The sequence below is a fragment of the Pseudomonas sp. Soil_N_39 genome (genome assembly GCF_057655955.1).
In genome coordinates this window covers 24,631-39,201 of the sequence record NZ_JBDGLI010000013.1, presented here as the reverse complement: position 1 = coordinate 39,201, position 14,571 = coordinate 24,631, and the positions used below count along the sequence as shown (strand labels likewise).

General features: G+C 61.0%; 10 protein-coding genes and 2 tRNA genes. 4 read left to right on the top strand and 8 right to left on the bottom strand.

Going from position 1 to position 14,571, the window contains the following annotated elements; genetic code table 11:
- Positions 1 to 45: 45 nt before the first annotated feature.
- From AC3A5O_RS19300 to AC3A5O_RS19290, 3 genes are all read left to right on the top strand, one after another.
- The gene (locus AC3A5O_RS19300) at positions 46 to 378 is read left to right on the top strand and encodes a chorismate mutase (protein ID WP_305470953.1); all 333 of its coding nucleotides are present in this window, start codon (positions 46 to 48) and stop codon (positions 376 to 378) included.
- Between the two features lie 51 nt (positions 379 to 429).
- Positions 430 to 1,092, top strand: a complete 663-nt coding sequence (locus AC3A5O_RS19295) for a hypothetical protein (RefSeq protein ID WP_305470951.1) — start codon at positions 430 to 432, stop codon at positions 1,090 to 1,092.
- 198 nt (positions 1,093 to 1,290) lie between these two features.
- A complete protein-coding gene (locus AC3A5O_RS19290; RefSeq protein ID WP_305492330.1) occupies positions 1,291 to 1,683 on the top strand; it encodes a RidA family protein in 393 nt (130 codons plus the stop codon).
- 244 nt (positions 1,684 to 1,927) lie between these two features.
- Here the strand turns inward: AC3A5O_RS19290 and AC3A5O_RS19285 are convergent.
- A tRNA-Leu gene (locus AC3A5O_RS19285) sits at positions 1,928 to 2,014 on the bottom strand.
- A 194-nt stretch (positions 2,015 to 2,208) separates the two neighbouring features.
- Positions 2,209 to 2,282: transfer RNA gene (locus tag AC3A5O_RS19280), tRNA-Cys, on the bottom strand.
- Between the two features lie 373 nt (positions 2,283 to 2,655).
- Between AC3A5O_RS19280 and AC3A5O_RS19275 the strand changes: the two genes are divergently transcribed.
- On the top strand, positions 2,656 to 3,435 hold the full coding sequence (locus AC3A5O_RS19275; protein ID WP_305470946.1) for a TSUP family transporter: 780 nt from the start codon (positions 2,656 to 2,658) through the stop codon (positions 3,433 to 3,435).
- Here AC3A5O_RS19275 and nudC read toward each other — a convergent pair.
- The 6 genes from nudC to AC3A5O_RS19245 all read right to left on the bottom strand — a co-directional run bounded on the left by nudC (position 3,403) and on the right by AC3A5O_RS19245 (position 14,503).
- Positions 3,403 to 4,233, bottom strand: coding sequence for an NAD(+) diphosphatase (nudC, locus tag AC3A5O_RS19270; protein WP_305492329.1), 831 nt, complete (start codon positions 4,231 to 4,233; stop codon positions 3,403 to 3,405). The two genes, AC3A5O_RS19275 and nudC, sit on opposite strands and share 33 nt — an antisense overlap.
- Before the next feature lie 6 nt (positions 4,234 to 4,239).
- Positions 4,240 to 5,052, bottom strand: a complete 813-nt coding sequence (locus AC3A5O_RS19265; RefSeq protein ID WP_305470944.1) for a crotonase/enoyl-CoA hydratase family protein — start codon at positions 5,050 to 5,052, stop codon at positions 4,240 to 4,242.
- 239 nt (positions 5,053 to 5,291) lie between these two features.
- Positions 5,292 to 6,773, bottom strand: coding sequence for an efflux transporter outer membrane subunit (locus AC3A5O_RS19260; protein WP_487753574.1), 1,482 nt, complete (start codon positions 6,771 to 6,773; stop codon positions 5,292 to 5,294).
- Positions 6,770 to 9,874: an efflux RND transporter permease subunit gene (locus AC3A5O_RS19255; RefSeq protein WP_487753573.1), complete on the bottom strand. Its 3,105-nt coding sequence runs from the start codon at positions 9,872 to 9,874 to the stop codon at positions 6,770 to 6,772. The genes AC3A5O_RS19260 and AC3A5O_RS19255 overlap by 4 nt, the downstream gene beginning before the upstream one ends.
- A gap of 220 nt (positions 9,875 to 10,094) precedes the next feature.
- A complete protein-coding gene (locus AC3A5O_RS19250) occupies positions 10,095 to 13,190 on the bottom strand; it encodes an MdtB/MuxB family multidrug efflux RND transporter permease subunit (RefSeq protein ID WP_122564637.1) in 3,096 nt (1,031 codons plus the stop codon).
- The gene (locus AC3A5O_RS19245) at positions 13,187 to 14,503 is read right to left on the bottom strand and encodes an MdtA/MuxA family multidrug efflux RND transporter periplasmic adaptor subunit (RefSeq protein ID WP_487753572.1); all 1,317 of its coding nucleotides are present in this window, start codon (positions 14,501 to 14,503) and stop codon (positions 13,187 to 13,189) included. Before AC3A5O_RS19245 ends, AC3A5O_RS19250 begins: the two co-directional genes overlap by 4 nt.
- Between the last annotated feature and the right edge of the window lie 68 nt (positions 14,504 to 14,571).

Below are 14,571 nucleotides of genomic sequence, written 5' to 3'. Positions count from 1 at the left end.
AGGGACACAGACAAGACCCTTAGAACAACTGCCACGAGGTCATCCATGGAAAATCCCGACATCACGCGTCAACTCTCGGCATTCAGACAAACCATCGACAATATCGACGCCGCACTCATCCACATGCTCGCTGAACGGTTCCGCTGTACTGATGAGATCGGCTTACTCAAAGCTCGACATCAGTTGCCTGCGGTAGATGCAAATAGAGAGCGGCATCAATACGAACGTCTGACAGCACTCGCCCAGAAGGCCAACCTGGATACGGCCTTCGTTCAGAGGCTGATGCAGTTTGTCATCAGCGAAGTAGTCGATCGTCACAGACAATTCGCGACCAGGCATGACCAGCAACTCTGCAATGACGCTACCCCTCTGGCGTGAAAAACGCCTCCCTTCACCAGACGCAATCAGACAACCGAAACGAGAAACCACATGAAATGGCCAACGATCGATCAAATTCGCAGTTTTACTGTTTTGCCCTCTGGCTACACATGGGATTACCTGAAATGCGCAGAGATCGATGTCGCGATAGATTTTTTCCGTACGTGGTTTCCCTCCATTTCGGTAGGGCTAGGAAGCCACTTCCTGGACCGACAATTCTATGTAGACAACGTGGTGTTCGAAGGCAATCTGGAGCGCGGAATATTCGCTATCGTGGTTCGTCAGAGCCATAACATTGTCGCCATAGCAACGTGGGAAAAAATTGATGGCGCTGATGTCATCTTCGGGCGAGTGGGCGCGGTAGCCAAACCTCATAGGCAGACAAGACTGGCCATTGCCGCCCAGGACCTGGGAGAAAAAATGGGAACGTTCATGGGGGCGGGCTTGATCTATGGCATGGCAACAACCAGCGCTTCGTATATGCAACAGGCATTGGAACACGCAGGTTACAAAGCCGTAGGGATAATGCCTGGCTTCGACCAAGAAGAAACAGAGCCTGGAACCGTGCGCAGGGTTTACGAAGTCATCTACGTAAAACGACTCGCACCACCCTCAGACTTCCTGATTCCTTCCGTTCAAAACCTCACTCCCAAAGTCGCTCGGCTTTACGCAGAGATATTTCAAGGTGATGACGACACAATCATGGTTGACTAATAAGCAAGCATAACAGTGGACCAGGACCCCAAATTCTTCTGATCAATAATGACTTGCGCTCATGCTTTATGCGTCGATCGAGGGCGCCGCTATAGCTAATGAGCCACAAGAACAAGGATTAATGAAGAGTGCCCCGAATGGACGCCACTCTGACACCTGGGTTAGCTTGCGTATCCGTTTATACTTTGGGCGACAACCATGACTGATCGTCAGATCATTGTTCCAGATGGTATGAGATTGCTCTGCGAGCAGGCTGGTTATGCACCAGCTGTAAAGGTAGGAAAAACTCTTTACTGCGCCGGTCAGGTAGGCCGGACGCCGGAATTATCAGTTATCGAAGACCCTGAGCAGCAGTTTTTGGCAGCATGGGACAATCTCCGACTGGTCTTGGAAGCCGGTGGCTGCACATTTGAAGATGTTGTCGAAATGACAACTTACCACGTCGATATGCACCGCCACATGCCAATTTTTAGACGCGTGAAGGATGAAGTCTTTCCTAGGAGCACTTGTGCATGGACATGCATAGGCGTCAGTGAACTGGCCCGACCTGGCCTTCTCGTGGAAATCAAATGCGTCGCCGTAGAGCGATAATTTTCTGACAGGCACCTGAATATACAAATCCTGGATGGGTGCCCATCCAGGCGGCAGTACTGATTGAGCGAACGTGCTGTTTCATGCGCGACTTCTGCACACCGTACATCCGGATGCGACAGGGGATGAAGGTCACCCCTACAAAGTGACTAACGGCCACGAATTGCGGACCAATATCAAAATTGCGGACCGCAAACGAACAAGGGTTTGCATTAGCTTTCGCTCGCAAACCCTTGATATTAGATGGTGCCCGAAGCCGGAATCGAACCGGCACGCCCTTACGAGCGGGGGATTTTAAGTCCCATGCGTCTACCAGTTTCGCCATTCGGGCGGTAGCGCGGTTAGCCATGGAAGCGTCGGCAGAATCCAATGAGCCGAAGTCCTGGCTGGTGCAGCAAGAGGGGGAATATATACATCCCTCCCCTGTGAAGCAAGGTAGCTTGTGCCCTTTTCAACACAAAACCTTTCAACGCTTCGAAATAAAAAAAGCTCCGTAAATCATAGATCTACAGAGCTTTTTAAAAGTGGAGGCCGAAGTCGGAATCGAACCGGCGTAGGTGGATTTGCAATCCACTGCATAACCATTTTGCTATTCGGCCTCAAGACGTTTGATGCGATGCAGCCACATCAATCGCGGTACAAACCTGATCAGGAAATCAGCCACTTACTCAGCGCTATCTCCTTGAAAACATTGAGATTTTTTACATCCCAGTGCGTTCGATGGGCGCAATTATGTACTCATTTGCCTAGGCTGACAACCCCTTGATTTCAAAAAAAATTCGTCCAACGGTCAGCTTCCGTCAGACAGCCACATGGGTGCGAAGGTTTTGGGCTGCTTCGCAACCCAGCGGGAGCAAGCTCCCTCGCCACGGGATGTTACAGGCCTTGGAGGCAGTCGCAGCCCTGCACCATTATGGGTAACATACCGGCCTTCCCGCAGCCCTTCTGCGACCTGCCAAATAAGCCCATTCCATGCCTTTTGAACTCAGCGTTGACCTCACTACCCTCGCTATTCTTGCCGTTGTCGCCTTCATTGCCGGTTTCATCGATGCCATTGCCGGTGGCGGCGGACTGCTGACCACCCCGGCGCTGCTGACCGCAGGCCTGCCACCCCACCTGGTCCTGGGCACCAACAAACTCAGTTCGACCTTCGGCTCGGCGACAGCCAGCTTCACCTTCTACAAGCGCAAGCTGTTCCACCCAAGGCAGTGGACCCACGCCCTCGTCGGCACATTGGTCGGGGCCCTGAGCGGCGCCATCGTCGCCCATTACCTGCCTGCCGAGTGGCTGAACAAGATGCTGCCGGTGATCGTCTTCGCCTGCGGCCTGTATCTGTTGTTTGGCGGCACGCCCAAGGCGCCGCTGGACAGCGATGCACCGATCAAGAAAACGTGGCAGTCGCCCCAGGGCTTCAGCCTGGGTTTCTATGACGGTGTAGCCGGGCCGGGTACCGGTGCGTTCTGGACGGTCAGCAGCCTGCTGCTCTACCCCATCGACCTGGTCAAGGCCAGTGGCGTGGCGCGCAGCATGAATTTCGTCAGCAACATCGCGGCGCTGTCGGTGTTCATCTTCTCCGGACAAGTGGACTGGGTCATCGGCCTGAGCATGGGCCTGTCGGTGATGGTCGGTGCGTTCTTCGGCGCTCGCACCGCCATCAGCGGCGGCGCGAAGTTCATCCGACCGGTGTTCATCACCGTGGTGCTGGGCTTGACCGTGCGCCTAGCCTGGCAGCACTGGTTCAGCGTGGCCTAAGCGCCGCGCCACATAAAGGTCGATCAGGTAGCGGGCGATCGAGCGCGAGGCCGGCAACGGCGGCAGGTCGTGGACGTTGAACCATTGGGCGTCCTCGATTTCATCTTCCTGAGGCACGATGTCGCCGCCGGCATATTCAGCGTGAAAACCCAGCATCATCGAATGGGGAAACGGCCAGCATTGGCTGCCCATGTACTGGATGTTCTTCACCTCGATACTGACTTCTTCACGGACCTCGCGCACCAGGCAATCCTCGGCCGACTCGCCGGGCTCGGCAAACCCCGCCAGGGTGCTGTAGACACCCGTGACGAAACGCGGTGAACGGGCCAGCAGGACTTCATCGCCGCGGGTAATCAACACGATCATGCTCGGTGAGATCCGCGGGTAGTGGCGCAGGTCGCAGGCATCGCAATACATCGCCCGCTCCAGCCGGATCTGACTCATGCGCTTGCCGCAACTGCCGCAGAAACGATGCTCCCGAGCCCAGGTGCCGATCTGTGCGGCGTAGCCCAACACTTTGTACAGTGTGTGGTCATCCTCGAGCATGAAGGCCCGCAGGCCTTTCCAGTTGCAACCGGGGATGTCCAGCGGGCTGTGCAACTCCAACAGGTAGACCGGCTCGCCATCCAGGTGACCGATGCCATGCTCGGCGAGGATCGACAGGTCTTGGCGCTTGAGCCATTCGCGGGGAAACAGCGCGCCGTTGTCATCGAACAGAAAGCCTTCCGGGCTGCGGGCCACGGCCCAGCCGCCAGGAAGATCGGTATCGAGTACTGCGGTGGTCCAGCGTGAAATCATGGTCAGTCAATCCAGAAATTCGGGTTTCTGTTTGCTCATATGGGCGGCCATGGCCACGCGCAGGTCGGTCGATTGCAACATGGCGGCGTTCCAGGTGGCGACGTATTCCAGGCCGTCGTCGATGCTATGGTCGCGCATGTAGCTGATCATGGCCTTGGTGCCGGTCACGGCAATCGGCGACTTGGCGGCGATTTCCCGGGCGATGCCCATCACGCCGTCGAGCAGGCTGGCGGTGTCACTGTAGACACGATTGACCAGGCCGATGCTGCGCGCTTCGTCGGCACCGAAGTTGCGCCCCGTATAAGCGAGTTCACGCAGCATGCCGTCCCCGATGATCCGGGGCAAGCGTTGCAATGTGCCAACATCGGCGGCCATGCCGATATCGATCTCCTTGATGGAAAACTGCGCGTCCTCGGCGGCATACCGCATGTCACACGCGGCAATCAGGTCGATGGCACCGCCCAGGCAATAACCCTGGATGGCCGCGAGCACGGGCTTGCGGCAATTGTCCACGGCGTTGAACGAAGCTTGCAGTTGCAGGATCTTGCGCCGCAGCAACCGTGCATTGCGTCCTACGTCCTTGCCCAACTCGTTGGCCACGCCTGCCAACATCATCAGGTCGATCCCTGAGGAAAAATGCTTGCCGGCACCGCTGAGCACCACCACCCGCGCCTCATCGGTGTCGTCGATCCATTGGAAGATCTCGATGATCTCGCTCCAGAATGCGGCGTTCATCGCGTTGATCTTTTCCGGACGATTGATCTGCACATGGGCGATGTTGTCTGCAAGTTCGACGTGGAACGCTTGGTATTGCGACATGGCAGTGATCCTTTACCGGTTGAAAAGAGGCCTGAACTATAACAAGCCATTGCGATGGGACGTAGGCAGTGCATCGGCCAAAAGCGGGACTGACTGGCGACATGACCAAGGAAATCTTTATGGAAAAGGGAGACCTCTGTGGGAGCAAGGCTTGCCCGCGAAACAGGCAACTCGATTCTTGAAGACCGCATGGACTTCATCGCGGGCAAGCCTTGCTCCCACTTACCCCGTCACAGTGATCAGGGTTTTTCATCCGCCTGCAACTGCCCATCCCACCCCCCACCCAACGCCGCAATCAACTGTACGCTGGCAATCAAGCGGCTCTGTTGCAGGCTCAGCATGCTGCGTTCGTTGCTCAGCGCGGTGGCCTGGACGGTGACCACGTCGAGGTAGGCAATCAGTCCGGCCCTGTACTGGTTCTGGGTCAGGCGCAGGGATTCCCGGGCGGCGTCCAGGGCTTCCTGGCGCACGCGGGCTTCGTCTTCCAGCACCTTGAGCTGGATCATGTAGTTTTCCACTTCACGCAAGCCGTCGAGCACGGTCTGGCGATAGGTGGCGACGGTCTGGTCGTAGGCCGCGACGGTGCGGTCGACTTCCGCCGAACGCTGACCGCCATCGAACAGCGTCATCGCCAATTGCGGCCCTACCGACCAGAAGCGGTTCGGCACGCTCACCCAGTTGTCGTAGGTACTGCTGCTGTAGCCGCCACTGAGGCTCAGGGTCAGGTCCGGGTAATACGCGGCCTTGGCGACACCGATGTTGGCGTTGGCGGCCATCACCGAGCGCTCTGCCGAGGCGATGTCCGGCCGGCGTTCGAGCAGTTGCGACGGCAGCGCCACCGGAATCTGCGGCAGCGACGGAATATCTCCAGTCTCGGCCAGGTTGAACTCGGCCGGTGGCAGGCCGATGAGTACGGCGATGGCGTTTTCGAACTGGGCCCGTTGCCAGATCAGGTCGATCAGGTCGCCCTGGGTGGTCTTGAGCTGGTTCTGCGCCTGGGCCACCGCGTCCTTGCCGGACACCCCGGCGCGGTACTGGTTTTCGGTCATTTTCAGCGAGCGTTGATAGTTATCGACGGTGGTCTGCAACAGGCGCTTCTGTTCATCGATCACCCGCAACTGCAAGTAGTTCTGCACCAGTTCCGATTGCTGGCTCAGACGCATCGCCGCCAGATCGGCGAAACTGGCTTGCGCGCTCGCCTCATCGGCTTCCAGGGTGCGGCGCAACTTGCCCCACACATCGGCCTCCCAGCTGACACCAGCCTGGGCACTGTAGGTGTCGCGAATGCCGCTGGACGAACTGCTCAAGCTCGAACTGCTGCTGCCGGTGCCCTGGCTGGAGCGCGTCTTGCCAACGGTCAGGTCCACGGTGGGGAAAAAGGCGCCACGGGCATTGCGCACCAGTGCCTGGGCCTGCCGGTACTGGGCTTCGGCCTGGGCCACGGTCTGGTTGGACGCGTTGAGCTTGTCCACCAGGCCATTGAGTTGCGTATCGCCGTAGAGCTCCCACCAGGCGCCTCGGGCCAGCGCATCGCTGGGGTTGGCCTGGCGCCAGCCCTGGGCCTCCTTGTACTGCACCGGGGCGGCCGCCGCGGGACGCTGATAATCCGGGCCGATGGCGCAGGCACTGAGCATCGCCACGCACAGCGCCAGGCTCAGCGCCCGCGAACCACGGACGGTCGCCAGTGTTGCGGCAAGATTGAAAGGCGAACGGTCGGTCATAGCGGAGTTTCCAGGGCAGCATCAGTGCGCACGCCACGCCAGCGGTTGAAGCGATGGCGCAGCTTGTCGAGATAAAGGTAAACCACCGGCGTGGTGTAGAGCGTCAGCACCTGGCTGAACACCAGCCCACCGATGATGGTCAGGCCCAGCGGCTGGCGCATTTCCGAGCCTTCGGCGGCGCCGAGCAGCAGCGGCAAGGCGCCAAGGATCGCCGCCAGTGTGGTCATCAAAATCGGCCGCAACCGCAGCAGGCAGGCGCTGCGGATCGATTCCAGCGGCGTCTGCCCGGCACGCTCCAATTGCAGCGCCAGATCAATCATCAGGATGGCGTTTTTCTTCACCACGCCGATCAGCAGGAACAGCCCCAACAGCGAGATCAGGCTGAACTCGCTACCCAATGCGTAGATCGACAGTAAGGCGCCGACCCCGGCCGATGGCAAGGTGGACAGGATGGTCAGCGGATGAATGTAGCTTTCATACAGCACTCCCAGCACCAGATACACCGCCAGCAACGCGCCGAGAATCATGAACGGCTGGCTCTTCTGGGTGGCCGCGAACGCGTCGGCGGTGCCGGCCATTTTCGCGATGACATCCTCGGGCATCCCGAGCTTGGTAATCGCCCGCTCGATGGCCGCGGTGCCCTGCTCCACCGTGACACCTTCGGCCATGTCGAAAGAAATACCCTCGGACGCAAACTGGCCTTCATGGCTGACCCGGTCATCCTCCAGGCTGTTCTCGTAATGGGCAATGGCCGACAGCGGCACCCTCGCGCCATCGGCGGTGATCACCTGGACCTGTTCGAGCGTACTCGGGTCCTGGGCGTACTTGGGATTGACCTCCATCACCACCTGGTACTGGTTGAGGCTGTCATAGATGGTGGAAATCTGCCGCTGGCTGTAGGCGTTATTGAGCACCGCGGTGACCATATCCATGTCGATGCCCAAGCGCTTGGCCTGGTCGCGATCCACCACCAACGTCACCTGCTGCGCCCCGCCACCGTCGCGGGCGTCGATGGCAGTCAGCTCCGGCAAGGCCCGGAAGGCCGCCACGACCTTGGGGTACCAAGTGCGCAACGAGGCCAGGTCGGCGCTTTGCAAAATGTAGGAGTACTGCGAAGTGGTCTGTTCGCGACCGCCACCGAACTGCAAATCCTGGTCGGCCATCAACATCAATTGGCCGCCGGGGACCTTGGGCATTTCCTTGCGCAGGCGCTCGATGACTTTCTGCGCGGAAATCCCGCGCTCCTTGATCGGCTTGAGGCGCACCAGCATGAAGGCGTTGTTGGTGCCGTTGTTGCCGCCGATGAAACCGGCGACGCTTTGCACCGCCTCGTCCTTGAGCACGGCACGACGGAAGATCTCCATCTTCGGCTGCATCACGTTGAACGACAGCCCATCGTCGCCACGCACGAAACCGATCAGTTGGCCGGTGTCCTGCTGCGGCATGAAGGTCTTCGGCACCACCACATACAACGCGACGTTCACGCCGATGGTCACCAGCAGGCTCAGCAAGGTCAGGCGCCGATGACGCAGCACCCAGTCCAGGCTGGTGGCGTAGCCACGGACCATCCGCTCATTGAGCCCCTGGCTCCAGCGCTGCAAGCGGTTTTCCTGCCCTTGCAGGTGGGGCTTGAGCCAGCGGGCGCAGAGCATCGGCGTGAGGGTCAGCGAGACCACCAGCGACACCACGATGGACGCCGCCAGGGTGATGGAGAATTCACGGAACAGGCTCTCGATGATGCCGCCCATGAACAGGATCGACAGGAACACCGCCACCAGCGAGACGTTCATCGACAGCAGGGTAAAGCCCACCTCCTCGGCTCCCCGGTACGCCGCCTCCATCGGTGGCACGCCTTCGTCAATGTGCCGGGAAATGTTCTCCAGCACCACGATGGCGTCGTCCACCACCAGCCCGGTCGCCAGGATCAGCGCCATCAGCGACAGGTTGTTCAGGGAAAAACCGTACAGGTACATCACCGCAAACGTGCCCACCAGCGACACCGGCACCGCCAGGGTCGGGATGAGTGAGGCGCGGAAATTGCCGAGGAACAGGAACACCACCAGCACCACCAGGGCCACGGCGATCAGCAAGGTCATTTCCGCTTCATGCAGGGTGGCCTTGATCACCGGCGAGCGGTCCATCGCCAGGTTCAGCTTGACGCTAGCCGGCAGCACCGCCTGCAACGCCGGTAGTTGCGCCTTGATCTCGTTGACCGTCTCGATGATGTTGGCGCCAGCCTGGCGGTTGATCACCAGCAGCACAGCGGCATCGTTGTTGAAGAAACCGCTGTTGTAACGGTCCTCGACGCTGTCGGTGACTTTCGCCACGTCCTTGAGCCGTAGCACCGAGCCGTCCTGGTAGCGGATGATCAGCGTTTCGTAGTCCTTGGCTTTTTCCAACTGGTCGTTGGCCTGGACCTGCCACATGCGCCGATCATCCTCCACCGAACCCTTGGGCCGGCGCACGTTGCTGTCGGCAATGGCCTTGCGCACATCGTCCAGGGCCACGCCGTACTGATTGAGCAACTGTGGCTCCAGCTCGATACGCACCGCCGGCAACGAGCTGCCACCGATCTGCACCTCACCTACGCCCGACACCTGGGACAGGCTCTGGGACAGGATGGTCGACGCCAGGTCGTAGAGCTGGCCTTTTTCCAACACATCCGAGGTCAGCGACAGCACCATGATCGGCGCCTGGGACGGGTTGACCTTCTTGTAGGTGGGCATGCTGCGCATGCCGCTGGGCAACAGGTTGCGCGACGCATTGATGGCCGCCTGCACTTCCCGGGCGGCGCCGTTGATGTCGCGGTCCAGGTCGAATTGCAGGATGACCCGCGTAGAACCCTGGCTGGAACGGCTGCTCATGGTATTGACCCCGGCGATAGCGCCGAAGGAACGCTCCAGAGGCGTTGCCACCGTCGATGCCATCACCTCGGGGCTGGCCCCTGGCAAGTTGGCCTGGACCACGATCACCGGGAAGTCCATTTGCGGCAGGGGCGAAACCGGCAGCAGGCCGAAACACACGCCACCGAGGAGCATGATGGCGAAGCTCAGGAGCATGGTCGCTACCGGGCGGCGGATGAACGGGCCGGAGAGGTTCATAAACGGCCGCCCCAGGCTTCAGGCGACAAACGATAAAGGCTTTTGTGGCGAGGGAGCTGGCTCCCGCTATGTGGGAGCAAGGCTTGCCCGCGATGGACGCGATGCGGTCTTGCAGAATCGAGGCGCCTGTTTCGCGAGCAAGCTTTGCTCCCACAGCCCAGCGGGAGCAAGCTCCCTCGCCACAGAAAGCCCTCATGCTCCGGGATTCCGGGCGCCGCCATCATACCCCCACCTCTTTCGCATCCGGCCTGGCGAACCGCCGCCCCAGTCGATCGAAGTACAGGTAGATCACCGGCGTGGTGAACAACGTCAAGACCTGGCTCACCAACAACCCGCCCACCATCACCAAGCCGAGGGGCTGGCGCAGTTCGGCGCCGGAACCGGTGGCGAGCATCAGCGGCACCGCGCCGAACAAGGCCGCCAGGGTGGTCATCAGGATCGGCCGGAAACGCAGCAACGCCGCCTGGTAGATCGCCGTCTGTGGGTCCATGCCCTGGTTGCGCTCGGCGTCGAGGGCGAAGTCGATCATCATGATCGCGTTCTTCTTGACAATGCCGATCAACAGGATGATGCCGATGATCGCGATCATGCCCAGGTCATTGCCGCTGAGGATCAACGCCAGCAAGGCGCCGATGGCCGCCGAGGGCAAGGTGGAAAGGATGGTGATCGGGTGGATGTAACTCTCGTACAGCACGCCCAGGACGATGTACATGGTCACCACCGCTGCGAGGATCAGCAGCAAGGTACTCGACAACGACGCCTGGAACGCCTGGGCCGCACCCTGGAATTCGGTCTGCACACCCACCGGCATGCCAATGTCCTGCTGGACCTTTTCGATCACCTCCACCGCATGCCCCAAGGCCACGCCCGGCGCCAGGTTGAACGACATCATCACCGCTGGAAACTGGCCGATGTGGGCAATCGCCAGTTGCGCCTGGCGCTCTTCGACCCGGGCCAGGCTCGACAACCGTACCTGCCCGCCATCGGTGGTCTTGACGTGGATCTGGTCCAGCGCCTGCGGCCCGAGCCGTTCCCCGGCCTGGGCCTGCAATACCACGCGGTACTGGCTGGCCTGGGTGTAGATGGTAGAAATCTGCCGCTGGCCGAAAGCGTCATACAGCGCATCGGTGATGTTCGACACCGAGACGCCCAGGCGTGAAGCCGCGTCGCGATCGATCACCAGGTAGACCTGCAAGCCCTTGTCCTGCAGGTCGCTGGCCACGTCGGTCAGTTCCGGTTGGCGGCCCAGGGCCTCGACCAGGCGCCCACTCCAGAGGCTGAGCAATTCGGCGTCCGGCGATGACAGGCTGAACTGGTATTGGGTACGGCTGACCCGGTCTTCGATGGTCAGGTCCTGCACCGGCTGCATGAACAGGCGAATGCCCACCAGTCGATCCAGCTGTGGCTGCAAGCGGGCAATGATATCGGTGGCGCTGTCATCCCGTTCGCTGTGGGGCTTGAGGTTGATCAGCAGGCGCCCACTATTGAGCGTGGCGTTGTCGCCGTCCACGCCGATGTAGGACGACAGGCTCTGCACCGCCGGGTCGGCGAGGATCACCTTGGCCAGTTGCTGCTGACGCTCGCTCATGGCGGCAAAGGAGATCGATTGCGGTGCCTCGGAAATGCCCTGGATCACCCCGGTGTCCTGCACCGGGAAAAAGCCCTTGGGCACGGCCAGGTACAGCACCACCGTCAGCACCAGGCTGCCCACCGCCACCAGCAGGGTCAGCGGCTGATGCTTGAGCACCCACTGCAACTTGCGCCCATAGGCGGCGATCAGCCAGTCGATCCAGGCGCCGCTGGCACGGTAGAAACGGCCCTGCTCGGCCTCCTTGGGCTCACGCTTGAGCAAGCGGGCGCACATCATCGGCGTCAGGGTCAGGGACACCACCAGGGAAATCAGGATCGCCACCGCAAGCGTGATGGCGAATTCGCGGAACAAGCGCCCCACCACATCGGCCATGAACAACAGCGGGATCAGCACGGCGATCAGCGACAGCGTCAGGGAAATCAGCGTGAAGCCGATCTGCTTCGCGCCCTTGAGCGCGGCCTGCAACGGGCTGTCGCCCTCCTCGATGAAGCGGGCGATGTTCTCCAGCATGACGATGGCATCGTCCACCACGAAACCGGTGGCGATGGTCAGGGCCATCAGGGTCAGGTTATTGATGGAGAAACCAGCCAGGTACATCACGCCGAAGGTGCCGATCAGCGACAACGGCACGGCCACCGACGGGATGATCGTGGCACTGACGCGACGCAGGAACAGGAATGTCACCATGACCACCAGGGCGATGGCGATCAGCAACTCGTGCTGCACGTCGGTGACCGAGGCGCGGATGGTCTGGGTGCGGTCGGTCAGCACGGTGACGTCCAGGCCGGCCGGCAGGTTATCGGTGATGCTCGGCAGCAGCGCCTTGATCCGGTCCACCACCTCGATGACATTGGCCCCCGGCTGGCGCTGGATGTTCAGCAGCACGGCCTGGTTTTCGTTGGCCCAGGCGGCAAGGCGTTCGTTTTCGGCCCCGTCGACGATCTGCGCCACGTCCTTGAGCCGCAACGGCGCGCCATTGGCGTAGGCCAGGATCAGTTCGGCGTAGTCCTTGGGCGAGGTCAGTTGGTCGTTGGCGTCGAGCATCGAGACCCGCGTCGGGCCGTCGAAGTTGCCCTTGGGCTGGTTGACGTTGGAGGCACCGATCAGCGTGCGCACATCCGCCAGGTTCAGGCCGTTGGCCGCCAGGGCCTCGGGGTTGACCTTGATTCGCACGGCCTGGCGCTGGCCACCGGCGATGGTGACCATGCCGACGCCGCTGATCTGGGCGATTTTCTGCGCCATGCGGGTGTCCACCAAGTCATTGAGCTTGGGCAGCAGCATGGTCTTGGAGGTGATCGCCAGGGTCAGCACCGGGGTGTCGGCCGGGTTGACCTTGTTGTACACCGGCGGCGCCGGCAGGTCCGTGGGCAGCAGGTTGGTGGCGGCATTGATCGCGGCCTGCACCTGCTGCTCGGCAACGTCCATGTTGATGTCGAGGTTGAAGCGCAGGGTAATCACCGACGCGCCGCCGGAACTGGTGGAGGCCATTTGCGTCAGGCCCGGCATCTGCCCGAACTGCCGCTCCAGGGGCGCGGTGACCGCACTGGTCATCACATCGGGACTGGCGCCCGGGTACAGGGTCATCACGCGGATGGTCGGGTAGTCGACCTGGGGCAATGCCGACACCGGCAGCAACCGGTAAGCGATCAGGCCGGCGAGGATGATCGCCAGCATGCTCAGGGTAGTGGCGACCGGGCGAAGGATGAACAGCCGCGAGATATTCATGCGTCGCCCTTGTTCGCCTTGTCGGCCGTGGCCGGCTCAGCAGGCGCCGCCGCGGACTTGCCCTGCAGGTGCTCGGTCGGCGTGGTGGGCACGTCCTGGCTGTCGTTGACCACTTCGACTTCACTGCCTTCCTTCAAACGATCGGTGCCTTCGAGCACCACCCGGTCGCCAGCGACCAGGCCTTCGGTGACCACGGTGTTCGCACCGTCGCTGGCACCGATCTTCAGCTTCTTGATGGTGACCTTCTTGTCGCCCTCCAAGGCGTAGACGAAGGTGCCATTGGTGCCGAACTGGATGGCCGCCGTCGGCGCCAGGACCACGCCTTTGAGAGTGTCGGCCAGTAGGTGGACATTGACGAACTGGTTGGGGAACAGCGACTGGTCGCGGTTGTCGTAGCGTGCCTTGAACTTCAAGGTGCCGGTGGTGACATCGATCTGGTTGTCCAAGCTTTGCAACACACCGCTGGCCTGGAGTTTCACGTCGCCCCGGTCCCAGGCTTCGACGGGCAGCTTCGCCCCGCTGCGATAACGGGCGAGCACCGTATCGAGGTTGTTCTCCGGCAAGGTGAACACGACGCTGATGGGTTGGGTCTGGGTGATGACCGCCAGGGCCGTGGTGTCGTTGGCCGCCACCAGGTTGCCGATGTCCAGTTGCCGCAAGCCTACGCGGCCGGCAATCGGCGCGCGGATCTTGGTGAATTCCAGGTTGAGCTTGGCGTCGTTGACCGCCGCCTGATTGGTCTTGACCGTGCCTTGGTACTGGCCCACCAGCGCGGCTGCAGTGTCGAGGGTCTGCTTGGCAATACTGTCTTCGGCGTACAGGCCGCGATAGCGCTCAAGGTCGACCTGGGCATTTTTCAGTTGGGCCTGGTTCTGCAACAACGTGCCTTCGGCCTGGAGCAAGGCGTTCTGGTACGGGCGTGGGTCGATCTCGGCCAGCAAGTCCCCGGCCTTGACCATTTGCCCCTCTTCGAAGGCGATCTTGACCAACTCGCCACCCACGCGGCTGCGCACGTTGATGGTGTTGAGGGCCGTGACCGTACCCAGCGCCTTGAAGTACAGCGGGAAATCCCCGGTCACCGCCGGCGCCACCCGCACCGGGATTGGCCCCGTCGCCCCGCCGAACCCTGGTCGCATGCCACCGGAGCGGCCCACGTGCCCCGCCGCAGCCTTGTCCCCTGCCCCAGGTTTCTGGGCCGAGCCACCGGGCCAGAATTTCCAGGCCAGCGCCGCAACGACCAGCAGGACGAACAGGCCGAACAGCCAGCGACGGGAATTGCGGGAAACAGAGGATTGCATGGAGTGATCAACCATTGGGCGCGTGAACTTCTTTTACGGGAGGCTGAACGATAAGCACTGGCGGGTATTTAGCAAAGCGCCTT

Bases quoted from the DNA above. Each gene is read 5' to 3' on its own strand.
- AC3A5O_RS19300 (WP_305470953.1), top strand. From the start codon at position 46: ATGGAAAATCCCGACATCACGCGTCAACTCTCGGCATTCAGACAAACC.
- AC3A5O_RS19295 (WP_305470951.1), top strand. From the start codon at position 430: ATGAAATGGCCAACGATCGATCAAATTCGCAGTTTTACTGTTTTGCCC.
- AC3A5O_RS19290 (WP_305492330.1), top strand. From the start codon at position 1,291: ATGACTGATCGTCAGATCATTGTTCCAGATGGTATGAGATTGCTCTGC.
- AC3A5O_RS19275 (WP_305470946.1), top strand. From the start codon at position 2,656: ATGCCTTTTGAACTCAGCGTTGACCTCACTACCCTCGCTATTCTTGCC.
- nudC (WP_305492329.1), bottom strand. From the start codon at position 4,233: ATGATTTCACGCTGGACCACCGCAGTACTCGATACCGATCTTCCTGGC.
- AC3A5O_RS19265 (WP_305470944.1), bottom strand. From the start codon at position 5,052: ATGTCGCAATACCAAGCGTTCCACGTCGAACTTGCAGACAACATCGCC.
- AC3A5O_RS19260 (WP_487753574.1), bottom strand. From the start codon at position 6,773: ATGACCGACCGTTCGCCTTTCAATCTTGCCGCAACACTGGCGACCGTC.
- AC3A5O_RS19255 (WP_487753573.1), bottom strand. From the start codon at position 9,874: ATGAACCTCTCCGGCCCGTTCATCCGCCGCCCGGTAGCGACCATGCTC.
- AC3A5O_RS19250 (WP_122564637.1), bottom strand. From the start codon at position 13,190: ATGAATATCTCGCGGCTGTTCATCCTTCGCCCGGTCGCCACTACCCTG.
- AC3A5O_RS19245 (WP_487753572.1), bottom strand. From the start codon at position 14,503: ATGGTTGATCACTCCATGCAATCCTCTGTTTCCCGCAATTCCCGTCGC.